This window comes from Klebsiella sp. A52 (genome assembly GCF_018388785.1).
GTDB classification, from domain to species: domain Bacteria; phylum Pseudomonadota; class Gammaproteobacteria; order Enterobacterales; family Enterobacteriaceae; genus Klebsiella; species Klebsiella aerogenes.
Genome location: NZ_CP074437.1, coordinates 2787612 through 2810425, shown reverse-complemented (window position 1 = coordinate 2810425; position 22814 = coordinate 2787612). Strand labels below are relative to the sequence as shown.

General features: G+C 53.6%; 18 protein-coding genes and 6 tRNA genes. 15 read left to right on the top strand and 9 right to left on the bottom strand.

The genetic code is table 11. The annotated features are described in order from the left end of the window. Positions 1–285: 285 nt before the first annotated feature. The 3 genes from KGA69_RS13345 (at position 286) to ypdK (ending at position 2372) form a co-directional block, all read left to right on the top strand. Positions 286–741, top strand: a complete 456-nt coding sequence (locus KGA69_RS13345; RefSeq protein ID WP_045391552.1) for a nucleoside deaminase — start codon at positions 286–288, stop codon at positions 739–741. Further along, on the top strand, positions 741–1934 hold the full coding sequence (locus tag KGA69_RS13340; RefSeq protein WP_045391555.1) for a cyanate transporter: 1194 nt from the start codon (positions 741–743) through the stop codon (positions 1932–1934). The genes KGA69_RS13345 and KGA69_RS13340 overlap by 1 nt, the downstream gene beginning before the upstream one ends. A 366-nt stretch (positions 1935–2300) precedes the next feature. After that, positions 2301–2372 carry a membrane protein YpdK gene (ypdK, locus tag KGA69_RS13335; RefSeq protein WP_077777854.1) on the top strand — a complete coding sequence of 24 codons (72 nt, stop codon included), beginning with the start codon at positions 2301–2303 and terminating at the stop codon, positions 2370–2372. 44 nt (positions 2373–2416) lie between these two features. Here the strand turns inward: ypdK and alaC are convergent, their stop codons facing one another. Next, positions 2417–3655, bottom strand: coding sequence for an alanine transaminase (gene alaC / locus KGA69_RS13330; RefSeq protein WP_045391558.1), 1239 nt, complete (start codon positions 3653–3655; stop codon positions 2417–2419). 381 nt (positions 3656–4036) lie between these two features. Between alaC and KGA69_RS13325 the strand changes: the two genes are divergently transcribed. Together KGA69_RS13325 and KGA69_RS13320 are read left to right on the top strand one after the other, a co-directional pair. Continuing rightward, positions 4037–5734 carry a sensor histidine kinase gene (locus KGA69_RS13325; RefSeq protein ID WP_045391561.1) on the top strand — a complete coding sequence of 566 codons (1698 nt, stop codon included), beginning with the start codon at positions 4037–4039 and terminating at the stop codon, positions 5732–5734. An 11-nt stretch (positions 5735–5745) separates the two neighbouring features. After that, positions 5746–6489 carry a LytR/AlgR family response regulator transcription factor gene (locus tag KGA69_RS13320; RefSeq protein ID WP_045391564.1) on the top strand — a complete coding sequence of 248 codons (744 nt, stop codon included), beginning with the start codon at positions 5746–5748 and terminating at the stop codon, positions 6487–6489. Between the two features lie 40 nt (positions 6490–6529). Here KGA69_RS13320 and glk read toward each other — a convergent pair whose 3' ends face one another. After that, entirely contained in the window at positions 6530–7495 is a 966-nt protein-coding gene (glk, locus tag KGA69_RS13315) for a glucokinase (RefSeq protein WP_045391567.1), read from the bottom strand. A 264-nt stretch (positions 7496–7759) separates the two neighbouring features. On the opposite strand from glk, the gene KGA69_RS13310 reads away from it, so the two are divergent. Beyond that, on the top strand, positions 7760–8995 hold the full coding sequence (locus KGA69_RS13310; RefSeq protein ID WP_063447749.1) for an ion channel protein: 1236 nt from the start codon (positions 7760–7762) through the stop codon (positions 8993–8995). On the opposite strand, the gene KGA69_RS13305 is transcribed toward KGA69_RS13310, so the two are convergent. Further along, the gene (locus tag KGA69_RS13305) at positions 8992–10653 is read right to left on the bottom strand and encodes an alpha-keto acid decarboxylase family protein (protein ID WP_045391573.1); all 1662 of its coding nucleotides are present in this window, start codon (positions 10651–10653) and stop codon (positions 8992–8994) included. The two genes, KGA69_RS13310 and KGA69_RS13305, sit on opposite strands and share 4 nt — an antisense overlap. 176 nt (positions 10654–10829) lie before the next feature. Here KGA69_RS13305 and mgrA point away from each other — a divergent pair, with 176 nt between their 5' ends. Together mgrA and KGA69_RS13295 are read left to right on the top strand one after the other, a co-directional pair. Next, entirely contained in the window at positions 10830–11822 is a 993-nt protein-coding gene (gene mgrA / locus KGA69_RS13300; RefSeq protein WP_045391576.1) for an L-glyceraldehyde 3-phosphate reductase, read from the top strand. Between the two features lie 126 nt (positions 11823–11948). After that, positions 11949–12305 (top strand): DUF2502 domain-containing protein, encoded by a 357-nt coding sequence (locus KGA69_RS13295; RefSeq protein ID WP_013878154.1) that lies wholly within the window; start codon positions 11949–11951, stop codon positions 12303–12305. A gap of 39 nt (positions 12306–12344) precedes the next feature. Here KGA69_RS13295 and KGA69_RS13290 read toward each other — a convergent pair whose 3' ends face one another. Next, positions 12345–13580, bottom strand: a complete 1236-nt coding sequence (locus KGA69_RS13290; protein ID WP_045391579.1) for an Nramp family divalent metal transporter — start codon at positions 13578–13580, stop codon at positions 12345–12347. A gap of 345 nt (positions 13581–13925) precedes the next feature. On the opposite strand from KGA69_RS13290, the gene nupC reads away from it, so the two are divergent. Then, positions 13926–15128 carry a nucleoside permease NupC gene (gene nupC, locus KGA69_RS13285; protein WP_013878156.1) on the top strand — a complete coding sequence of 401 codons (1203 nt, stop codon included), beginning with the start codon at positions 13926–13928 and terminating at the stop codon, positions 15126–15128. Positions 15129–15183: 55 nt separating this feature from the next. Here nupC and KGA69_RS13280 read toward each other — a convergent pair whose 3' ends face one another. From KGA69_RS13280 to KGA69_RS13270, 3 genes are all read right to left on the bottom strand, one after another. Then, positions 15184–17367 carry an EAL domain-containing protein gene (locus KGA69_RS13280; RefSeq protein WP_049059496.1) on the bottom strand — a complete coding sequence of 728 codons (2184 nt, stop codon included), beginning with the start codon at positions 17365–17367 and terminating at the stop codon, positions 15184–15186. Positions 17368–17575: 208 nt separating this feature from the next. Then, positions 17576–17651 (bottom strand) — tRNA-Ala (locus KGA69_RS13275). A gap of 41 nt (positions 17652–17692) precedes the next feature. After that, positions 17693–17768: transfer RNA gene (locus KGA69_RS13270), tRNA-Ala, on the bottom strand. Between the two features lie 219 nt (positions 17769–17987). Between KGA69_RS13270 and KGA69_RS13265 the strand changes: the two genes are divergently transcribed. Both KGA69_RS13265 and KGA69_RS13260 read left to right on the top strand, forming a co-directional pair. Next, entirely contained in the window at positions 17988–18341 is a 354-nt protein-coding gene (locus tag KGA69_RS13265; RefSeq protein ID WP_013878158.1) for a YfeC-like transcriptional regulator, read from the top strand. 7 nt (positions 18342–18348) lie between these two features. After that, positions 18349–18744, top strand: a complete 396-nt coding sequence (locus tag KGA69_RS13260; RefSeq protein ID WP_045391585.1) for a YfeC-like transcriptional regulator — start codon at positions 18349–18351, stop codon at positions 18742–18744. 55 nt (positions 18745–18799) lie between these two features. Here the strand turns inward: KGA69_RS13260 and gltX are convergent, their stop codons facing one another. Beyond that, positions 18800–20218: a glutamate--tRNA ligase gene (gltX, locus tag KGA69_RS13255; protein ID WP_020078209.1), complete on the bottom strand. Its 1419-nt coding sequence runs from the start codon at positions 20216–20218 to the stop codon at positions 18800–18802. Positions 20219–20476: 258 nt separating this feature from the next. On the opposite strand from gltX, the gene KGA69_RS13250 reads away from it, so the two are divergent. The 4 genes from KGA69_RS13250 to KGA69_RS13235 all read left to right on the top strand — a co-directional run bounded on the left by KGA69_RS13250 (position 20477) and on the right by KGA69_RS13235 (position 20876). Then, positions 20477–20552, top strand: a tRNA-Val gene (locus tag KGA69_RS13250). Positions 20553–20598: 46 nt separating this feature from the next. Next, positions 20599–20674, top strand: a tRNA-Val gene (locus KGA69_RS13245). 46 nt (positions 20675–20720) lie between these two features. Continuing rightward, a tRNA-Val gene (locus KGA69_RS13240) sits at positions 20721–20796 on the top strand. A gap of 4 nt (positions 20797–20800) precedes the next feature. Continuing rightward, positions 20801–20876, top strand: a tRNA-Lys gene (locus KGA69_RS13235). Between the two features lie 96 nt (positions 20877–20972). Here the strand turns inward: KGA69_RS13235 and KGA69_RS13230 are convergent. Beyond that, a complete protein-coding gene (locus KGA69_RS13230; protein WP_047078073.1) occupies positions 20973–22778 on the bottom strand; it encodes a cation:proton antiporter in 1806 nt (601 codons plus the stop codon). Positions 22779–22814 lie beyond the last annotated feature (36 nt).

The window sequence follows — 22814 nt, the reverse complement described above, 5'->3', positions numbered from 1 at the left end:
TGTAGGCCCGCGCAAGCATAGCGCCGCCTGGCAATAACCGCGGGTAAAAAGCCGCTTTCGAGCCGGATGGCGGCTGTGCCTTATCCGGCCTACGGTCCGTGCCATGGCGAGCTGAAAATTTCTACCGCTGTCCCCATGGTTACTGAAACTGCCGGTGTTGGTGGCTTCAAAATCACTGAGACGTTCCCGGCAGGAGGGGAGCGCAATGTGCTCTGAATTAACACCACATGTTTTTCCCGGACCAAAACAGTTGCAAACCGATAACAGTATCTACAGGAGCCGCTCATGCCTACTCATGATAACTATCTTCAGCGCGCCATTACGCTTGCTGCCAAAAATGTTGAAAACGGCGGCCGCCCATTCGGCGCCGTCATCGTGCGCCAGGGTGAAGTCATTGCCGAAGCGGTGAATACCTTGCACCAGAGCGGCGATCCTACCGCGCACGCTGAACTCAACGCCATACGCGACGTTTCTCTACGTCTGGGCAATCAGATATTGCGCGAATGCGTGGTTTACGCCAGCGGACAACCCTGCCCGATGTGTCTGAGCGCGATGTATTTAACCGGCGTGCGCGAAGTCTATTTTGCCAACAGCAATCAGGATGGCGAGCGCTTCAATCTCTCTACCGCCGCTATCTACCAACAATTGCAGCAGCCATTGGATGACCAATCACTCCCCATTCACCACTGCCCACAACCCGAAGGGCTGGCCCTGTATCAGCGCTGGGCGGGTAAAGCGTAATGAGCCAGACGCAACGCAATACGCTGACGTTATTTGTGCTGGTACTGATCGGCATTAATATGCGCCCGCTACTGACCTCGATAGGTCCATTGCTGCCGCAACTGCAACAGGCAACCGGTATGAGCTTTACCCTGGTTTCACTGTTGACCGCGCTTCCGGTCATCGCGATGGGGGGGCTGGCGCTCGCTGGCGGATGGATTAACCGCCACGTTAGCGAAAACCGCAGTATTGCGTTAAGTCTGCTGGCGATTGGCATTGGCGCGCTCCTGCGCGAGCTGGCGCCGCAAAGCGGCCTGCTGCTTAGTAGCGCGCTGCTCGGCGGGATTGGCATCGGCGTGATTCAGGCGATTATTCCCAGCGTCATCAAGCGTCTTTTTCATCGCCGCACGCCGCAGGTCATGGGATTGTGGTCAGCGGCGTTGATGGGCGGAGGCGGCCTTGGCGCCGCGCTCACCCCCTGGCTTGCGCAGCAAAGCGCGCTCTGGCACCACGCGCTGGCATGGTGGACGCTACCGGCCCTGGCTGCGCTCATTGGCTGGTTGCCGATCAGCAAAATGCTGCCCGCCGCGCCGGTTGCCGCATCGGCGCAAGCCGCGCCGTCGGTCTTTCGTCACCATCGGGCCTGGACGCTTGGCCTTTATTTCGGGCTGATCAATGGCGGCTACGCCAGCCTGATTGCCTGGTTACCGCCCTATTATATGCAGCTTGGCCACAGCGCTCAGTTTAGCGGCACGCTTCTGGCATTGATGACCGTCGGCCAAACCGCCGGCGCGCTGTTACTACCGATGCTCGCTCGCCACGAAGATCGCCGTAAGCTGCTGATGTTGGCGCTGGCGCTGCAGTTGCTCGGGTTCTGCGGTTTCATCTGGTGGCCACAACAGTGGCCGCTGCTGTGGGCGGTGAGCTGCGGCATAGGACTGGGCGGCGCCTTCCCGCTGTGCCTGGTACTGGCGCTGGACCATTCACCGCAGCCTGCCGTCGCCGGTCGGCTGGTGGCGTTTATGCAGGGCATCGGTTTTATTATCGCCGGTTTATCGCCGTGGCTTTCAGGGCTGCTGCGCAGCCTGAGCGGAAACTACCAGCTAGACTGGGAATTCCACGCCATCTGCGTTTTCCTCTTAATGGCGCTTACCTTGCGCTTTGTTCCCGCACGTTATCCACATCAATGGCGCGCGCCGACGACCGGCCACTAACCTCATCGCGATAGGGTGCAGAAAGTGATTTCTGCACCTTCCCGCCAATAGAAAAAATCCCAAAATCAAATAACTACAGAATGTCAGGGTATTGCTTAAAATCATCGTCGCCGTAATTGAATTTATTACCGAATGAAATTAATGTGTCGCCTATTCACGACAGTCGTAAGTAACTAAAAATTAATAAAAAAATGGATCTTGTTTCCACCATTTTTTAAGCGTACATTAGCGCCATCTGGAGCAGTTAACGCACAGAATTTCGGTTTGCCGCAGCTGCCAGAATAGTCTGGTTTTATCTGCGACAATCCTGCAATGGTTAAAGTTAAATTCATTTAGGCGTTTCGCCAAAATGCGGAGTGACATGTCGTGAAATACTTTTTGATGGGAATTTCTTTTATGGTCATCGTTTGGGCCGGTACCTTCGCCCTGATGATTTAACCTGCTATGCAGTAAAGAGATGGGAGCCAGACGGCTCCCATTTTTTATTCGTGGTGTTCAGCTACCGTTTTACCAGCTGCCGGTAGCAGCCCATCTGCGCGGAACATGGATTTGATACCGCGGATGGCCTGACGAATACGATCGCGGTTTTCGATTAATGCGAAACGCACATGAGTATCGCCATAGTCGCCAAAGCCGATTCCCGGCGAGACGCACACTTTGGCCTCCTGCAGCAACTTTTTAGCGAACTCCAGCGAGCCCATCGCCGCATATGGCTCCGGAATTTTCGCCCACACGTACATTGACGCTTTCGGGCATTCAACCATCCAGCCGGCTTCATGCAGCCCTTTCACCAGCACATCACGGCGACGTTTATATTGTTCCGCAATATCACGCACGCACTGCTGATCGCCTTCCAGCGCGGCAATCGCCGCTACCTGCAACGGCGTGAAGGTACCGTAGTCATGGTAGCTTTTGATGCGGGCCAGCGCATTAACCAGCGTTTTGTTCCCTACCATAAAACCAATACGCCAGCCGGCCATGTTGTAGCTTTTTGACAGGGTGAAGAATTCGACAGCCACATCGCGCGCACCGGGCACCTGCATAATCGACGGCGCTTTCCAGCCATCATAGACGATGTCGGCGTAGGCCAGATCGTGCACCACCAGCACGTCATAACGTTTCGCCAGCGCGACGACTTTTTCGAAGAAATCGAGTTCAACGCACTGGGCGGTAGGGTTAGACGGGAAGCCCAGAATCATCATTTTTGGCTTCGGATAACTTTCACGGATCGCGCGTTCCAGTTCATTGAAGAAATCAACGCCTTCCACCAGCGGGACGGAACGGACCTGCGCCCCGGCGATAACCGCGCCGTAAATATGAATCGGATAACTGGGGTTTGGCACCAGCACCGTATCGCCATGATCGAGCGTCGCCAGCATCAGATGCGCCAGCCCCTCTTTCGAACCAATCGTCACGATGGCTTCTGATTCCGGGTCGATATCGACCTCATAACGCTCCTGGTACCAGCGCGAAATCGCGCGGCGCAGACGCGGAATACCGCGAGAGGTAGAGTAACCGTGGGTATCCGGGCGCTGGGCAACGGTACAGAGTTTTTCGACGATATGCGGCGGCGTGGCGCCATCCGGGTTACCCATACTGAAATCGATAATATCTTCGCCGCGCCGACGCGCAGCCATTTTCAGTTCGGCAGTAATGTTAAAAACATACGGAGGGAGACGATCGATACGCGTAAAACGGCGTTCAGGACTGAATTCAGCCATAGATTCCTCAGATTAACGTTAGCGCCCGGACCGTCCGAGCGACGCGGCCACCGATGTGGCTCGCTTAGAAAATAACCTGAAAAAAAACACGCTGTCGAGAGGGTTGATAAAAAATAATCGTTGGCGCCAAAAATAAGGCATTACTTATTAGTATGCGGCAGAACGCCTCCCTAAAACGTGCATATATTAAATAAACAATTAACATATTGATATCATTTATAATACTGTAATATATCATCACTCCCCATCAACGCCCTGATAGCTGGAGATATCCACTTATCCCCTTTTATTTTTGTGCTTGTTCCTCATTGATTTCTGCGGCTAGCCTTCTGGCGCGAGGTTTTCTATCATATTGCTTTCCTGCGAATCCTGGGCGCACCCATGCACGATATTTTTAATATGCTGCTGGCGGTTTTTGACCGCGCGGCATTAATGCTCATTTGCCTCTTTTTTCTTATCCGCTTACGCCTGTTTCGCGAACTGCTGCATAAATCGGCGCATACGCCTCGCGAGCTGCTGGCGGTCACCGCCATCTTCTCCATGTTCGCGCTGTTCAGCACCTGGTCCGGCGTTCCGGTAGAAGGTTCGCTGGTCAACGTACGTATTATCGCGGTGATGTCCGGCGGGATCCTGTTTGGCCCGTGGGTCGGCGCGATTGTCGGCGTAATTGCCGGGGTACACCGCTATCTCATTGATATTGACGGTGTGACCGCCATCCCCTGCTTTATCACCAGTATTGTCGCCGGGCTGCTTTCCGGGCTTATCAACCGCAAAATCCCGAAAGCCCAGCGCTGGAAGGTGGGGATTCTGGCCGGGATGCTGTGTGAAACGCTAACCATGATCCTCGTGGTGCTGTGGGCGCCGACGCTGGCGCTGGGGATCGATATTGTCTCCAAAATCGGCATCCCGATGATCCTTGGCAGCATCTGCATCGGTTTTATTGTACTGCTGGTCCAGAGCGTGGAAGGCGAGAAAGAGGCCAGCGCGGCGCGCCAGGCAAAACTGGCGTTGGATATCGCCAACAAAACGCTGCCGCTGTTCCGTCACGTTAACAGCGAATCGCTGCGTCAGGTTTGCGATATTATTCGCAGGGACATCAATGCCGATGCGGTCGCGATTACCACCACTGACCGGGTGCTGGCCTACGTTGGCTATGGGGAAAATAACTATAACGATCGCAACAACGATATCAGCCCAACGACTCGTAAAGCTATTGAAAGCGACACCATCATCATTAAAAACAACGATGAAGCCTACAGAACGCCGGAGATCCACTCCATGCTGGTGATTCCGCTACGCGAGAAAGGTGTGGTGACCGGCACGCTGAAAATTTACTACTGCCACGCGCATCGTATTACCTCCTCGCTGCAGGAGATGGCGATCGGCCTGTCGCAAATAATCTCCACCCAGCTTGAGGTCTCCCGGGCCGAACAGCTGCGTGAAATGGCCAATAAAGCGGAACTACGCGCCCTGCAGAGTAAAATAAATCCTCATTTTCTGTTTAATGCGCTTAACGCCATCTCCTCTTCCATCCGTATGAATCCGGATACCGCCCGGCAGTTGATTTTCAATTTGTCGCGTTATTTGCGCTATAACATTGAGTTAAAAGATGACGAGCAGATCGACATCAAGCGCGAGCTATACCAAATTAAGGATTATATTGCGATCGAGCAGGCGCGATTCGGCGACAAGCTGACGGTGATTTATGATATTGATGAGGAGGTCAGCTGCGTCATCCCCAGCCTGCTCATTCAGCCTCTGGTAGAAAATGCCATCGTCCACGGTATTCAACCCTGTCGGGGCAAGGGCGTGGTGACTATCGCCATCAACGAATGCGGAAACCGGGTGCGCATCAGCGTACGGGATACCGGGAACGGTATTGACCCGGCGGTGGTGGCCCGCGTCGAAGCCGACGAGATGCCGGGTAATAAAATTGGCCTGCTGAATGTTCATCATCGGGTGAAACTGCTCTACGGCGAAGGGCTGCATATCCGCCGCTTGACGCCGGGGACGGAGATTGCGTTCTACGTCCCCAACCAGCACGCCCCGGCGACTGAACCGGTATCGCTGTTGCCATGAGCGGAGAAAAAATGAAAGTCATTATTGTTGAGGATGAGTTCCCGGCGCAGCAGGAACTCACCTGGTTGATTAACACCCACAGCCAGATGGAGATCGTCGGCACCTTCGACGACGGTCTCGACGTGCTGAAATTCCTGCAGCACAATAAAGTCGATGCCATCTTTCTCGACATCAATATCCCCTCGCTGGATGGCGTGCTGCTGGCGCAAAATATTAGCCAGTTCGCGCATAAGCCGTTCATCGTCTTTATCACCGCGTGGAAAGAACATGCGGTGGAAGCCTTTGAACTGGAAGCGTTTGACTACATCCTCAAGCCTTATCAGGAATCACGGATTATTAATATGTTGCAGAAGCTGTCCAGCGCCTGGCAGCAACAGCAGCAACTGGCGGTAAGCGGCACGCCCGCGCACAACCCAACCCGCGAAAACGACACCATTAATCTAATTAAAGACGAGCGGATCATCGTCACCAGCATTCACGATATTTATTACGCGGAAGCGCATGAGAAAATGACCTTCGTCTATACGCGCCGTGAATCATTCGTCATGCCGATGAACATCACCGAATTCTGCAGCAAGCTGCCGGCTGCGCACTTCTTTCGCTGTCACCGCTCGTACTGCGTCAATCTGAATAAAATCCGCGAAATTGAGCCATGGTTCAACAACACCTACGTCCTACGATTGCGCGACCTTGAGTTTCAGGTGCCGGTCAGCCGCAGTAAGGTGAAAGAGTTTCGCCAGTTGATGAATCTGTAATGAGATGGGCGGCGCCAAACGCCGCCCGACTGAGAGTGGCTTAGAGTATATACCCAAGCGTCTGGCGCAGATGCGCGCCGGAGCCGAGCAGGCCAGGGTTATCATGAACGATGAGATAGACCGGAATATCCTGCACGTAGGCTTTAAAGCGCCCTTTATCTTCAAACCCGCCGCGGAAACCCGACGCCTTAAAGAACTCAAGGAAACGCGGGACAATGCCGCCCGCGATATACACGCCGCCGAATGTGCCAAGGGTTAGCGCCAGGTTACCGCCAAAGCGCCCCATAATGACGCAGAACAGCGACAGCGCGCGGCGACAATCAATGCAGGTATCCGCCAGCGCACGTTCAGTGACGTCCTTCGGCTGTAGGTTTTCCGGCAAACGGCCATCGGATTTAACGATAGCCCGATACAGATTAACTAATCCAGGGCCGGACAAAACGCGTTCGGCGGACACGTGGCCCAACTCGTTGCGTAACTCCTCGAGAATAATGCCCTCTTCTTCGCTATTCGGCGCGAAATCGACGTGGCCACCCTCGCCCGGCAGGCTCACCCAGCGTTTATCAACATGTACCAGGTGCGCTACGCCAAGACCTGTACCAGCGCCGTAGACGGCGATCGGTTTACCTTCCGCCGGTTGCGCGCCGCCGAACTGGATCAGATGCTCAGTTTTGAGCATTGGGATCGCCATCGACACCGCGGTGAAATCATTAATGATTTCCAGATGCGCAAATCCGAGGTTCTTTTTCATCTCGGCAATAGAAAAAGCCCAGGTATGGTTGGTCATCGCCACCCAGTCGCCGGTGATGGGGCAAGCAATGGCGATGCAGCCATCCTCGACCTTCACGGCTTGTTCGTCGAGATAGACGCGTACAACGGCCTCAAGGCTTGGGTAATCGAGCCCGGAATAAGTTTTAGCGCGGGAAATCTCCCCGCTTGCGATATCACATAACGCCAGACGGGCGTTAGTTCCGCCGACGTCTCCTACTAAAGCAAATTTTGTCATTCCGTTACGGCTCCGCTAAAGTCAAAATAATTCTTTTCGCACACTGTAAATTCATGGCGACATAACAACAACGACCAACGTACAGCCGCCGGTAGTTTAGCGACATTGGTCACATTTAGACTGTAATCTATGTAACATGCCAGTTTATGTCATACACGCAACGTCAGGTTTGGCCTTAAGTTTATCGTTTCAGCACCATTTGCGCCGAAGCTCTTTACAGAGACAGGCAAAGTAGCGCTTCAGGACATTTAAAAGGAACCCTTCATGCTGCACCCGCGCGCCAGAACGATGCTGTTGTTATCGATACCCGCCATTCTTATTGGTATCGCATCCAGCCTGGTATTGATTGTGGCGATGAAGATAGCCGCAGTCCTACAGAGCATCTTGTGGAGCGACCTGCCGGCACATGTCGGCATTGCCGCCGATAGTCCGCTATGGATAATTGCCATCCTCACTCTCACCGGGATCGCCGTGGGGCTGGTGGTCCGTTACAGTCCTGGACATGGTGGGCCAGATCCGGCAACCGAATCCTTAATCGGCGCGCCCATCGCCACCAGCGCGCTACCGGGGTTACTGGCGGCGTTGATTCTCGGCCTCGCGGGCGGCGTGAGTCTCGGGCCGGAACATCCGATCATGGTGGTCAATATCGCGCTTGCCGTCGCCCTTGGCTCACGTCTGTTCCCACGAGTAAGCTCGCTGGACTGGACAATCCTCGCCGCATCGGGAACCATCGGCGCGCTGTTCGGTACGCCGGTTGCCGCGGCGCTTATTTTTTCGCAAACGCTCAATAGCAGCAGCGACGTTCCGTTATGGGACCGGCTATTCGCCCCACTGCTGGCAGCGGCGGCAGGCGCATTGACGACCGGTATCTTTTTCCATCCCAATTTCACCCTGCCGATCCCGCACTATCCACACCTGCGTATCGTCGATATTATCAGCGGCGCGATCGTCACGCTTATCGCCATCGCCGTCGGCATGGTCGCCGTATGGTGTCTACCGCGTCTGCACGCGCTGATCCACCGCCTGAAAAATCCGGTGTTAATGCTAGGTATCGGGGGGTTTTTACTGGGGATCCTGGGCGTTATTGGCGGGCATATTACGCTGTTTAAAGGGCTGGACGAAATGCAGCAACTGGCCTCCAGCCAGACCCTTGGCGCCGGCGATTTTCTACTCATTGCCGTGGTGAAACTGGCGGCGCTGGTGCTGGCGGCCGCCTGTGGCTTCCGCGGCGGGCGTATTTTCCCGGCGGTGTTTGTCGGCGTCTCGTTGGGGCTAATGCTGCATGCCCACGTTGAAGCGGTACCGGCCGCCATTACCATCTCCTGCGCGATCCTCGGCCTGGTGCTGGTCGTCACCCGCGACGGCTGGCTGAGCCTGTTTATGGCGGCAGTGGTGGTGCCGGATACCACCTTGCTGCCGCTGCTATGTATCGTGATGCTCCCGGCCTGGCTACTGCTGGCCGGGAAGCCGCTGATGATTGCCAAACGCCGCGGCGATTAGCTGCGGTTGTTGCGATCTTCCAGCGCCTGGGTAACCGCGCGTAAGAAATCAGGAATATCCATTTTCGGTAGCATCACTTCAACCATCGTTAGCTTATCGGAGTTAACGCTATCGGCCATCGCCTCAGCCAGCTCACCGGTTTGCGATACCCGCCAACAGCGGGAAGGCGTATCCGGCGCAAAAGCATCGGGGAAGCGGCTCCAGTCCCACAACGCAATATCGTTGTAGCGCTGTTCTGGTCCGTGAATGGCGCGCTCGACGGTGTAGCCCTCGTTATTCAACAGCAAAATTAACAGTTTTTGCTTATCGCGCAGCATTGAGCTCATCTCCTGGATAGTGAGCTGCGCGGCGCCATCGCCAATGATTAATACCACCCTTCTGTCCGCGGCGGCGGTCTGCGCGCCGTAAGCGGCAGGTAGCGTGAAACCGATTGAGCCCCATAGCGGTTGCACCAGCAGCGTGGCCTGCGAGGGTAGTTTTAATGAGGCGATACCGAATGCCGAGGTCCCCTGATCGGCAAGAATAATATCGCCCGGCCGCAGCTGTTTCTCGACCGTACTCCAGAAGTTTTTCTGCGTCAGATTACCCTGCGGCGCGCCGGAAGCGTCGGGCGCGATGATATCTGGCGCGCGCCATTCCGCGGACAGCTTGCCAGAAACATCAATGAGGGCCGCCAGCGCCTGATCCATCGGGATTCGGCTGAACCAATGATCGCCAACCCGCGCGGCAAACGGCTGGATTTCGATGGTTTTCTCCGTTGGCAAATGATGGGTAAAGCCGGCGGTAATCGTATCGGTAAAGCGCGTACCCACGCAGATGATGGCATCAGCGCTTTCCATCGCTTCGCGGGTTTGCGGCGCGCTGGCGATCCCGCTATAGGTCCCGGCGAACCCCGTTCCCTGTTCGTCAAATAGCCCTTTACCCATTAGCATGGTGGCGTGGGTAATCGGCGCGGACTTAACCCACTGCTGTAGTGTGTTTTGCAGACCGTAACGCTGAGCGAGAAAATCCGCCAGCAGCGACACGCGGCGACTGCTGCGCAACAGTTTGGCCGCGTGCTCGCGAAAGCCGGCAAGCTGGTTTTCATCGGCCGCGGGGCCCTTAATGACCAGCGCGCGGGCCGGCGGCACCGCACGGGCCTTCGCCACGTCGGCAGGCAGCATCAGATACCCTGGGCGGTGGTGGGTCAGCATGTCGCTTAATACCCGGTCAATTTCGTGACAGGCGTTGCCCGCCGTTAACGTCGCCTGAGAACAGGTAATATGTTCGCTCATCCGCGAGAAATGGGTGAAATCACCATCGCCGAGGGTATGGTGCAGCAGTTCGCCGCGCTGCTGCGCGCCGGTAGATGGCGCGCCCACAATGTGCAGCACCGGGATATGTTCCGCATAGCTACCGGCCACTCCGTTTAACGCGCTTAACTCACCTACGCCATAGGTGGTTAGCAGCGCGCCGGCGCCTTTTATACGCGCATAGCCGTCTGCGGCGTAGGCCGCGTTCAGTTCGTTAGCACAGCCGACCCATCCCAAATTTTGATGGGCTATCACGTGATCGAGAAACTGTAAGTTGTAATCACCAGGTACGCCGAACAGGCGATCGATACCACAATCTACGAGACGATCCAGCAGATAATCGCCAATGGTGTAAGTCGGTTGCATATCCATAATCCTTGTTGTTGTGCAGGTAATCTGAGTATTAGATATGCGTTTTACCTGTCCAGATTGTGAGCAATAATGAGGGTGGAAAGCAAAATTTACGCGTTATCCCCATATACTCCGCATGCAACATTGATTAGTGTAAACGTATACACACCCTGTTTTGATGCGGAGGAAGTATGGTTTACCAGGCAAGCGACACGCGTTATCAGACCATGGAATACCGCCGATGCGGGCGCAGCGGCCTGAAGCTACCGGCGATATCTCTCGGTCTGTGGCATAACTTTGGCGATGAGACACAGGTCGAGGTCAGCCGCCAGTTGCTGCGTCACGCCTTCGACCTCGGGATTACCCACTTCGACCTGGCGAACAATTACGGCCCACCGCCGGGATCGGCGGAGAGCAACTTCGGGCGGATCCTGAAAGAAGATTTTCTGCCCTACCGCGACGAACTCATCATCTCCAGTAAAGCGGGCTATACCATGTGGGATGGTCCTTATGGCGACTGGGGATCGCGTAAGTATCTGGTCGCCAGTCTCGACCAGAGCCTGAAGCGGATGGGTCTTGAGTACGTCGATATCTTTTATCACCACCGCCCGGACCCGGAAACGCCGCTGGAAGAGACCATGCGCGCGTTGGATCATCTGGTTCGCCAGGGAAAAGCGCTCTACGTTGGTTTATCGAACTACCCGCTCGAGCTGGCACGTCAGGCTATCGCTATCCTCAACGATCTCGGCACGCCTTGCCTGATTCACCAACCCAAATATTCGATGTTTGAACGCTGGGTGGAAGAAGGATTATTAGCGATGCTGCAGGCCGAAGGCGTGGGAAGTATAGCGTTTTCACCGCTGGCTGGCGGCCAGTTGACCAACCGCTATCTAAACGGTATTCCGCCAGACTCGCGCGCAGCCAGCAATAGCCGTTTTTTACAGCCGGAACAGCTCACCGCCGAGCGGCTGGAAAAAGTCCGCCAGCTTGACGCCATTGCCGGGCGCCGCGGACAGAAGCTATCACAGATGGCCCTGGCCTGGGTGCTGCGTGAAGATAAAGTGACGTCAGTGCTGATCGGCGCCAGTAAAACGGCGCAACTGGACGATGCCGTGGGTATGTTAAGCAATCGTCGGTTCAGCGCTGAAGAGTGCGCCGCCATTGATGCGATCCTTGCGGTGTAAACTCATTTTTACTTTGGCAAAAAGTGCTATTTCTTGCGATTTAAGAGTTCCCTGATGCTACGCCTCTTTACCGGCTCGTAATATCTGGTTAACAGGTCATTAAGACCCGATCGTGAGGAGAAGAGTATGTTCAGGTCACTGATTCTGGCTGCGGTACTGCTGGCGTGCGCGCCGGTTATCGCCAATGCTGGTGAAATCACCCTGCTGCCATCGGTAAAATTACAAATTGGCGATCGTGACGGTTACGGTAACTACTGGGACGGTGGCGGCTGGCGCGACCGTGATTACTGGCGTCGTCATTATGAATGGCGCGATCACCGCTGGCATCGCCATGATAACGGCTGGCATCGCGGTTGGGATAAACGCGGCTGGGATCGCGGTCGTGCTTACGAGCGCGGCTATCGCGAAGGCTGGAACGATCGCCGTGGCGGCTGGGGCCGAGGCCCTGGCGGCGGGCGCGGACATGGTCACGGGCACCACTAATTGATAAAGGGAGCGAAAGCTCCCTTTTTTGTTGCCGTATTAATCTAATGCGGAACCAATAATCAGCCAGCCGTTCAGCGCCACCACAATCGCCACAATCAGCCAACCGATGCGTTTTACCCAGCGACTGTTTACCAGATCGCCCATTAACCGCGCATCGCTGGTAAAAATCAGCAGCGGCACCAGCGCCAGCGCAATCCCGAAGCTCAGCAATACCTGGCTCATCACCAGGATACGCGTTGGATCCAGCCCCATCATAATCACGATAAACGACGGCAGCATGGTGATAGTCCGGCGAAACCACAGCGGAATATGGAAGCGGATAAACCCCTGCATCACGACCTGCCCGGCAAGCGTTCCGACTACCGTCGACGAGAGACCGGCGGCAACCAGACTGAGACCAAAAATCGTCGCGGCGGCATGGCTAAGCAGCGGTTCGAGAGTTAAATAAGCCTGGTCGAGATCGGCCACGCCGGTGTGGCCGTTGAAGTGAAACGCAGCGGCGGCGGTCGCCATCATCGCCAGGTTAACGAAGCCGGCAATGGTCATTGCAATCGCCACGTCCCAACGCGTGGCGTTATAGCGTTCTTTGCGCGAGCCGTCGTGCAGGTTTTGCGTCAGCGATGAGTGCAGATAGATAACGTGCGGCATAATCGTCGCCCCGAGAACCCCGGCGGCAAGGAATACCGCTTCGCCATTCGGCAGGCTCGGAATAATCATGCCTTTGGCCAGCGGCGCTAACGCCGGCTGCGAGAAGATAAGCTCGACCACATACGCCACCGCCACAAACAGCAGCAGCCCGCCGATGACTTTTTCCAGCGGTTTCTGCCCGCGACGCTGCAACATCAGGATCAGGAAGGTGGCGACGCCGGTCAGCACCGCCCCCTGTAATAAGGAAACGCCGAGCAGCAGCTTAAAGCCGATGGCCGCGCCGATGAATTCAGCCAGATCGGTCGCCATGGCGATAATTTCCGCCTGTATCCAGTAAAACCACACCACCGGGCGCGGGTAATGGTCGCGGATCTGTTCCGCGAGGTTTTTACCGGTGGCGATACCGAGCTTGGCCGATAACACCTGAATCAGCATCGCCATCAGGTTCGCCCATACCACTACCCATAACAATTGATAGCCAAAGCTGGCGCCAGCCTGGATATTCGTGGCGAAGTTACCCGGATCGATGTAGCCGATGGCAGCAATGAATGCGGGCCCCATCAGTGCGAGCCTCATCTTGCGCGCTGCGCGACCGCTGCTATTCTCAACGCGACTGTTAGTCATTTTCTGCCCCTGGAAATATAGCCTTTGCTATGTTTAATGCTATCAAAATGCGAATGATTATCAAGTTCATTTAGAAAGGTGATAATGATTGCTTTGATAGGAGGGAACGATAGCAGGCCAAATAACGAAACGGGCGTGAAGCTGTCGACAACGCGCCTTTCATCAGATTAGTACATTAATGCAACTTTTAATACCTTTGCATAACATAACAAAAATGTACGATTGATCACTATTTTTGTTATTGGTCACATATCCTTGCAATAGTGTGGATTCGATCTCGTTTTATTTAGGCTTGTTGCATAGAATGTGCACGGAAATTTAACCTGCCTCATATTTGGAGCAAATATGGACCGCGTCTTGCATTTTGTCCTCGCGATCGTTGTGGTGGCTATACTGGCCTTGCTGGTCAGTCACAACCGTAAGCAGATCCGCATTCGTTATGTTATTCAATTACTTGTTATTGAAGTTTTGCTGGCCTGGTTCTTCCTGAACTCCGATGTCGGTCTGGGTTTCGTGAAAGGCTTTTCTGAGATGTTCGAGAAACTTCTCGGTTTCGCCAACGAAGGCACCAACTTCGTATTCGGTAACATGAACGATAAAGGTCTGGCCTTCTTCTTCCTGAAGGTTTTGTGCCCAATCGTCTTTATTTCCGCGCTGATTGGTATTTTACAGCATATTCGCATTCTGCCGATTGTCATCCGCGCGATCGGTACCGTGCTGTCGAAAGTTAACGGCATGGGTAAACTGGAATCTTTCAACGCCGTTAGCTCGCTGATCCTCGGCCAGTCGGAAAACTTCATCGCCTATAAAGATATTCTCGGCAAAATGTCGCGCAACCGTATGTACACCATGGCGGCAACCGCGATGTCTACCGTTTCGATGTCCATCGTCGGCGCCTATATGACTATGCTGCAGCCGAAGTATGTGGTTGCCGCGCTGGTGCTCAACATGTTCAGCACCTTTATTGTTCTGTCGCTGATTAACCCGTATCGCGTTGAGCAGAGCGAAGAAAACCTGCAGATGTCCAATCTGCACGAAGGTCAGAGCTTCTTCGAAATGCTGGGCGAATACATTCTGGCAGGCTTTAAAGTAGCGATTATCGTTGCGGCGATGCTGATCGGCTTTATCGCGCTGATTTCCGCGCTCAACGCCCTGTTCGCCACCGTCACCGGCTGGTTTGGCTACAGCATCTCCTTCCAGGGGATCCTCGGCTACATCTTCTACCCGGTTGCGTGGGTGATGGGTGTGCCGGCGAGCGAAGCGCTGCAGGTAGGCAGTATCATGGCGACCAAACTGGTGTCTAACGAATTCGTGGCGATGATGGATCTGCAGAAAGTGGCAGCGACGCTCTCCCCGCGTGCGGAAGGTATCATCTCCATCTTCCTGGTCTCCTTCGCCAACTTCTCTTCTATCGGCATCATCGCCGGGGCGATTAAAGGCCTGAATGAAGAGCAAGGTAACGTGGTTTCTCGCTTTGGTCTGAAACTGGTTTACGGTTCCACGCTGGTCAGCGTGTTGTCAGCCTCTATCGCTGCGCTGGTACTGTAATCACAAACAGACGTTAATAAAATAACAAGCCGGGCTGCAGTATCGCCCGGCTTTTTTACGCCTTCAATTCGCTTAACGGCTGCGGTTTGCCAATCAGGTAGCCCTGCAAATAATCGACGCCCAGCGCCAACAGCATCGCCTTTTGCGCCTGAGTCTCTACGTACTCTGCGACGACCGTTAACTGTTTCGCCCGCGCGATTTCGATAATGGATTTCACGATAATCGCATCAAGCTGGTCGCTCTCGATTTCGTGCACGAAGCAGCCGTCAATTTTTACGATATCCGCCTGCAGGCTCTTCAGACGCTCATAGTTGGCGTAGCCGGTACCGAAGTCATCAATGGCGATAGCGCAACCGAACTCACTCAGCAGCTGAATATTATGCATGCTGGTATCCGCATTCGAGAACGCCTGCTCTTCAGTTATCTCAATCGTGATATAAGCAGGCGAAACGCGATAACGCTTAAACAGCGCGATAATCTGCGCGGCGCTATCCTTTTGCATCAGCGTATACGGCAGCAAATTGACGGAGAAGCGTCGGCCGGGATGTTGATCAAGCTGGCTGAACAACGTTTCCAGCACCAGCATATCGAAGCGCTGACTGAGGTTAAACTGTGCAATAAGTGGAATAAACCGATCCGGCGTGATAATCGTCTCGCCGCAGCGCATACGGGTGAGGATTTCGTAATAGCCCTCCCCCTCCGCATTCTGAATCGGCTGCGCGTACAGCAGAAGATTACGCTCGTTCAGCGCTTGTTTTATTTTCGTCAGCATCCGCACCTGTTCGGTTGTTTGGTCGGAAACCTCCTCCTGCGCGGTATCTAACGCCAGCACCCGCTGCACGGCGCCAGCCTGCTCCGATAACCAACTAAGCTGGCCGAGCATAGGGTGTAATTCGGTCTCAATGCCGCTGTAACTCCCCCACGCCGCGCCAAACTCTAAATCCAGAACCTGGTTATGCCAGTTAAATTTAGCGTGGTTAAGCATCGCGACGATGTGATTTAGCCGCGCAGCCGGTTCCGGCCCCTCAATCACCAGCAATAACTCGCTACCCGGGAGCTGATAAATTTTATCGCGGTGGTCCAGTAGCGGCTGCAGACGGCGGGCTATTTGCCGCTTGCACTCTACGCGCATCATCATGCCGTAATGGCGGCTAAGGAAGTCCAGGTTTTCGATGCGCAGACTGCTAATAACAACCCGCGGCGACTGGCGCAAATGTCCTTCCAGCGCCCGCAAATTGGGTAACCCGGTTAACGGATCTTCTTCAGCTCGATCGCGCCAGCGTTGTTTAATTCTGTCACTACGCGAATAAATATCTGTCATGTAAAACAAACAAATCGTGAATGAAATTAACACCGACAGGACAAATGACAAGGAGTACCCCGACTGAACACCCTGCAGAAAATTTTTGTTATAGGCGACTAAAAAGAATGCCGAAATAGCCCACGTAATGCGAATTAACTCATGCCCCAGACGCCCAATACCAACGAAGTAGAGAATAAAAATAATTGGCACCAGATATCCGGCAATTAAATCGGAATCAAAAGGCGCACAAAGCACCAGCATGATTGTGATTAATGCCATAAACCAGTACAAGGTAAAGGTTCTTTTTTCTTTCACCAGCCACGGTTGACAATGACGCAGCCAAAACACCCGCCGATAACGTGGGCTAACTATCATTCTCATCGGATAATAGAAAGCGGTCGTAAAGATTAAGGCGGCGCATATCAACGCCTGGATATCAATAACGGAATAGATGATTGACGCGGTACTGAAGTAGCTGGAGACGGCAAGCGGGAAGGCGAAGAAGCGCCCCGCCAGATACATCGTCAGCTTGAGCAGGATGGGAGCAAAGAAGCCGCCCCAGAAGATGCGGCGACCAATATGGCGCTTGGCCGGCCTTCCGCTACGCCATTTTTTTCCCGACAACGAACGCATGATTGCGAAGGTGAAAAAGACGGAAAATAATTGACAGAATAACAGGATAGCGGCCTGCGTATAGGTTAGTTCTATTATAAATGTATTAGTAATTGCAAACGCAACAATCAAGGGAGCAACAGCATAACGACCAAAAATACAAATGGTTGCGTACATGACGCTTAATGGCAGCCATGCCAGATAAATTTGTTTTCCGTCGATAAGGGTTTGCGGAGAAATTAATCGAGAAAGCGGAATAAAAATCAAACAAACAATTAACGCCAGCAGAGTTTTTTTAACTTTGATGTTAAATATGTCAGTCATTATTGTTAATCAACACCTCTGCGGCTAAAAATTATAGGCAATCAGAAAATAGTATGTTGGTTAATAATGGCAGGCAAGAAAATAAACCGAGAAAAATTCCTAAATTACGTTGGTTTTTATTTGCTCGATACACGCTGACGTAAGCTGAAAATCATTTACATTGAGGACGCTAAAGCAAAAACCCCCGCCGTAGCGAGGGTTCGAATTTTGGTGGAGCTAAGCGGGATCGAACCGCTGACCTCTTGCATGCCATGCAAGCGCTCTCCCAGCTGAGCTATAGCCCCACAGGACCTCTTTACGAACCAAATCCGCTGGGTGCAGAATTTGGTGGAGCTAAGCGGGATCGAACCGCTGACCTCTTGCATGCCATGCAAGCGCTCTCCCAGCTGAGCTATAGCCCCGTAACGTAAAGCGTGTCGTGTTGACGGGCGGCATAATATGAATTCCTTCGCCAGGTGTCAACGGCAAAATTACCCCTCCTGATTCAATCGCTGAAAAAGCAGGCAAATAGCTGACAATGCGAGCCTTATCGCAGGCAGGCGTTAAACATGTCACTATTTCCTGTAAAAGGATGCTATAACATGAAGCACTAATTCCCACATATTTACTCAGGAAATAGTATGCTCAAGGAACGAATGACTCCGGAAGAAATTGCGCATCTAACTGGCTTCAGCCGACAGACGATAAATAAATGGGTTCGTAAAGAGGGGTGGCAAACTTCTCCGCGGCCTGGCGTACAGGGAGGCAAAGCGCGTCTCGTACACGTTAACGAGCAGGTACGGGAGTTTATCCGCAATGCCCAACGCGTAGCGGAAACGCCCTCTCCCTATTCGGTCGCCGAGACCGATCTCGAACCCTTATTGCTTACGCTCTGCAAAGAGATGACTCATCGCGAACAGAAGCAGCTAATGTCGCTGCTGCTGCGCGAAGGCATTACCGGGTTGTTAAACCGTCTTGGAATACGCGGCCAGTAAAATAAGAATGATGAAACTAAAAGAAAAAATGACGCCTGCAGAGCTTGCCGAAGTTCTGGGTCTGGCCAGACAAACGGTCAACCGTTGGGCGCGAGAACAAAAGTGGCGAACCGAAGCGATTCCCGGCGTCAAAGGCGGGCGTGCGCGTTTGATTGTCATCGATAGGACAGTGATTGATTTTCTGACCAATATTCCGGCATTTCGCCATCTGAATGAAGAGTACCAGCTCGCCGAACAGCCCGGCGGCTACTTTATCAATGAAGCGGATGCGGTATGGCGGCAAATCGCCGATACGCTGCAGCTGATGACCGCCGCGGAACAAACTCACCTGCGCGATCTTCTTGCCCGCGATGGCATTAGTGGCTTCCTGGCGCGGTTAGGTATTAGCCCCGTCAAAAAATAGCGGCGAAAAAAAACGGCAGGATTAACCTGCCGCTTGCTTTAGCTTACGCTCGGCCTCAGGACTGCTGGCTTTCGCGTTCGGCGATAAACGCCAGCGCTTTGTTGATACGTTCAACGCTACGGGATTTACCGATAGCATGAACGGTGACGTCCAGCGCCGGAGATTGACCCGCGCCGGTCACGGCCACGCGCAGCGGCATGCCTACTTTCCCCATGCCCACTTCCAGCTCATCGGCGGTCGCCTGAATCGCATGGTGGACATTTTCCGCCGTCCAGTCGCTAATGGCCGCCAGCTTATCGCGAACCACTTCCAGCGGCTGACGCGCCACCGGACGCAGGTGTTTCTTCGCCGCATCGGCGTCGAACTCGGCGAACTCTTCATAGAAGTAGCGGCAGCTCTGGGCAATCTCTTTCAGCGTTTTGCAACGCTCGCCCAGCAGCTTAACCAGCTCGGACAACTGAGGGCCGTTACGGGTATCGATATTTTCCTGCTCAATGTGCCACTGCAGATGCGTCGCCACATATTCCGCCGGCAGCGTGTTGATGTAGTGATGGTTTAACCACAGCAGTTTATCGGTGTTGAACGCACTGGCGGACTTGCTCACCGCGCCCAGCGAGAAGAACTCGATCATCTCTTCGCGAGTGAAGATCTCCTGATCGCCATGGGACCAACCCAGGCGCACCAGATAGTTCAGCAGCGCTTCCGGCAGGTAGCCGTCGTCGCGGTACTGCATCACGCTCACCGCGCCGTGGCGCTTGGAGAGTTTTTTACCGTCATCGCCGTTGATCATCGATACGTGCGCATACACCGGTACCGGCGCATTCAGCGCTTTAAGAATGTTGATCTGACGCGGGGTATTGTTGATGTGGTCTTCGCCGCGGATCACGTGGGTGATCGCCATATCCCAGTCATCCACCACGACGCAGAAGTTGTAGGTCGGAGAGCCGTCGGTACGGCGAATGATCAGATCGTCCAGCTCCTGATTGCTGAATTCGATCGGCCCGCGGATTTGATCGTCAAAGATAACCGAACCTTCCTGCGGATTAGCAAAACGCACGACGCAAGGCTCATCGGCGGCGTGATGCTGATGATCATGGCGGCAGCGACCGTCGTAGCGCGGTTTTTCACCGTTCGCCATCTGTTCTTCGCGCAGCGCGTCCAGACGTTCTTTCGAGCAGTAGCATTTATAAGCTGTGCCTGCTTCCAGCATTTCATCAATAACCGCGTTATAGCGATCGAAACGTTTAGTCTGGAAATACGGGCCTTCGTCCCATTCCAGATTCAGCCAGTTCATCCCATCCATGATGGCTTCAATTGCTTCCGGGGTGGAGCGTTCGAGATCGGTGTCTTCAATACGCAGCACAAACTCACCGCCGTGGTTACGTGCAAAAAGCCAGGAATAGAGAGCAGTACGCGCACCGCCAACGTGCAGATAGCCTGTTGGGCTTGGCGCGAAGCGAGTTTTGATTTTCATGAAATGGCCTTACGTTTAATAAAGATGCCGATAGCCGGCAGTGTTCTTGGAATTGATAGGGGAATATTCTAACACCACAGGCTGATTCCTCAATGTAGATCCCGCTTCAACATCACGCTTTACCATTTTTGTTTATAAATCATACGCCGAAGCTGATTTTGCGATCGCTTTGTTTAATTTTACGACGAACAAACAAATTATTTAGAAAAGGCGTTGACTCAATTTCAACTCTCCCTATAATGCGACTCCACACAGCGGGGGTGATTAGCTCAGCTGGGAGAGCACCTCCCTTACAAGGAGGGGGTCGGCGGTTCGATCCCGTCATCACCCACCAACTACTTTACGTAGTCTCCGCCGTGTAGAACAGAAAATTGAGAAGTGGGTGATTAGCTCAGCTGGGAGAGCACCTCCCTTACAAGGAGGGGGTCGGCGGTTCGATCCCGTCATCACCCACCACTTTCTCGCCAGCTGGATTTTCTGTCAAAATGTGAAGTACCGAAGTGGGTGATTAGCTCAGCTGGGAGAGCACCTCCCTTACAAGGAGGGGGTCGGCGGTTCGATCCCGTCATCACCCACCACTTCGGGTCGTTAGCTCAGTTGGTAGAGCAGTTGACTTTTAATCAATTGGTCGCAGGTTCGAATCCTGCACGACCCACCAATGTAAAAAGGCGCCCTAAAGGCGCCTTTTTGCTATGCGCAGAACGCCAGATAGCGGAACGGCCTGCAACGACAGCCAACAATGAAGAACAGGCTATCAATACGCTTCTGACGGAGTTTTTTCACTTTCCACTCCAGGTTCGATAATCGCCACGACGGTACAGGGTGGCGGCGGCATGATTCCATTATTAATCGCTATCAGATTGCCATCCTCTCTTTGCGCAAACAGCGGTGTTGCACCGGGGTTGGTGCTGAGATACTCCGGCCAGCCAAAATTGTTATTCAGGCGAGTGACTTTCATGACTGCGCCTTTCGCTATCAAGCTACTAAGCCGTGCCCAGGTCATTTCAGTATCGAAAAGCTGTTCGTGACGCGTTTCTTTCTCACTACGTCCTTTGGTCACAGGCCCCGTACGGATTGAGAAGACGCGATTATTACCAAATATATGCTGAAAATGCAGGGCGGTCAGCGCATTCTGGTGACGATTAGGCGACAAGGCGATCACCTGACGAATCTCACTCAGATTCAGGTAGTTTTCCGCATGTTCAGACCAGACATTGCCATAATATGTTGGTAACCCTTCCATTCTTGCCAGCCGGTAGTATTCCCAGCTGTTATCGCTCAGCTGAACCGGAATATCGAGTTTTCTGAGCGCCTGGGCCAGGGTTCTGGCGACCGTATTCGCCCCGACAATCAGCACTCCTCGAGGCCTACGTTGCTGCACGCCAAGCCAGCGCGCCAATTGACTGCTGGTAAGGCTTTGCAAAACTACCGTACCTATAATGATTGCGAAAACGACGGTTACCAGCTGATCCGCGTTCTCATAGCCTTTTTTTTGCAGCGTCAAAGCAAACAGGGAACTGACGGCGGCAGCAACGATTCCGCGCGGGGCGATCCAACATAACATCAGCCTGTCACGCCAATGCAAGCTGGAACGCCATGTCGAGACAAGAATGCATAGTGGACGGGCCACAAACTGGACGATCAGCATCAATATCAGCAGCGGCCAGCCCATCGCCCAGAGTGCATGGATATCAAGACGGGCCGCCAGGATGATAAATAGCGCTGAAAGTAAGATGGCGGATAGCTCTTCTTTAAATTCAACGATATCCGAGGTCTCAACCTCTCGCATATTAGCCAGCCAGATCCCCAGAACCGTTACCGCAAGCAGACCAGATTCATCAGCCAGCGTATTGGACACGCCAAACGTCAATAGAACGAAGGATAAAACAGCGAAGTTTTGCAGATAACCCGGGATCCAACCACGCCTGAGCGCATTCCCTAAGAACACGCCAAATACCGCCCCGCTCACCAGCCCTATAACGACCGTTTTTGTAAGCATGATCAGCAAATGAAGCCATGTGCCCGTTTGCTCCTGCAAAGTAATAAACTCAAATACTAATAGTGTAAAAATCGCTCCCACCGGATCAATGACGATCCCTTCCCAGCGCAGTACCTGATTAATAGAGGCTGTTGGGCGAACCACTCGCATGAGTGGAGAAATCACTGTCGGCCCTGTAACCACCGTGACCGCCCCGATCAGCGCTGAAATCTGCGGCGTGAGGCCTAAAATCCCCCAGCAGGTTAGTGAGATAACGGCGAAGGTAATCAACATTCCAATTGTGACCAAATTGCGCACAATACCACCCAAGCCGCGAATCTCGTCAAAGCGTAGCGTTAGGGCCCCTTCAAACAGAATGATGGCCACCGACAGCGATACCAGTGGGAAAAGTAGAGGACCAAATAATATATCCGGTTGCAATAAATGCACCCCGGGGCCAAGTAGTACGCCGATGAGCAGCAGCGGCAGGATAGAAGGTATACGTAATCGCCACGCCAACCACTGAGCAAGCAGCGAAGCAATGGAAATAATAACGAGCATAAAAGGGACTGATAATTCCATTTTTACCATTCTCAAATAGCGTCTGGAAAATTCAAC

Coding starts and splice junctions, on each gene's coding strand:
- KGA69_RS13265 (WP_013878158.1), top strand. CDS start 17,988: ATGCTCAAGGAACGAATGACTCCGGAAGAAATTGCGCATCTAACTGGC.
- nupC (WP_013878156.1), top strand. CDS start 13,926: ATGGACCGCGTCTTGCATTTTGTCCTCGCGATCGTTGTGGTGGCTATA.
- KGA69_RS13310 (WP_063447749.1), top strand. CDS start 7,760: ATGCTGCACCCGCGCGCCAGAACGATGCTGTTGTTATCGATACCCGCC.
- mgrA (WP_045391576.1), top strand. CDS start 10,830: ATGGTTTACCAGGCAAGCGACACGCGTTATCAGACCATGGAATACCGC.
- KGA69_RS13295 (WP_013878154.1), top strand. CDS start 11,949: ATGTTCAGGTCACTGATTCTGGCTGCGGTACTGCTGGCGTGCGCGCCG.
- KGA69_RS13305 (WP_045391573.1), bottom strand. CDS start 10,653: ATGCAACCGACTTACACCATTGGCGATTATCTGCTGGATCGTCTCGTA.
- KGA69_RS13280 (WP_049059496.1), bottom strand. CDS start 17,367: ATGACTGACATATTTAACATCAAAGTTAAAAAAACTCTGCTGGCGTTA.
- KGA69_RS13260 (WP_045391585.1), top strand. CDS start 18,349: ATGATGAAACTAAAAGAAAAAATGACGCCTGCAGAGCTTGCCGAAGTT.
- KGA69_RS13320 (WP_045391564.1), top strand. CDS start 5,746: ATGAAAGTCATTATTGTTGAGGATGAGTTCCCGGCGCAGCAGGAACTC.
- KGA69_RS13230 (WP_047078073.1), bottom strand. CDS start 22,778: ATGGAATTATCAGTCCCTTTTATGCTCGTTATTATTTCCATTGCTTCG.
- glk (WP_045391567.1), bottom strand. CDS start 7,495: ATGACAAAATTTGCTTTAGTAGGAGACGTCGGCGGAACTAACGCCCGT.
- KGA69_RS13340 (WP_045391555.1), top strand. CDS start 741: ATGAGCCAGACGCAACGCAATACGCTGACGTTATTTGTGCTGGTACTG.
- KGA69_RS13345 (WP_045391552.1), top strand. CDS start 286: ATGCCTACTCATGATAACTATCTTCAGCGCGCCATTACGCTTGCTGCC.
- alaC (WP_045391558.1), bottom strand. CDS start 3,655: ATGGCTGAATTCAGTCCTGAACGCCGTTTTACGCGTATCGATCGTCTC.
- KGA69_RS13290 (WP_045391579.1), bottom strand. CDS start 13,580: ATGACTAACAGTCGCGTTGAGAATAGCAGCGGTCGCGCAGCGCGCAAG.
- gltX (WP_020078209.1), bottom strand. CDS start 20,218: ATGAAAATCAAAACTCGCTTCGCGCCAAGCCCAACAGGCTATCTGCAC.
- KGA69_RS13325 (WP_045391561.1), top strand. CDS start 4,037: ATGCACGATATTTTTAATATGCTGCTGGCGGTTTTTGACCGCGCGGCA.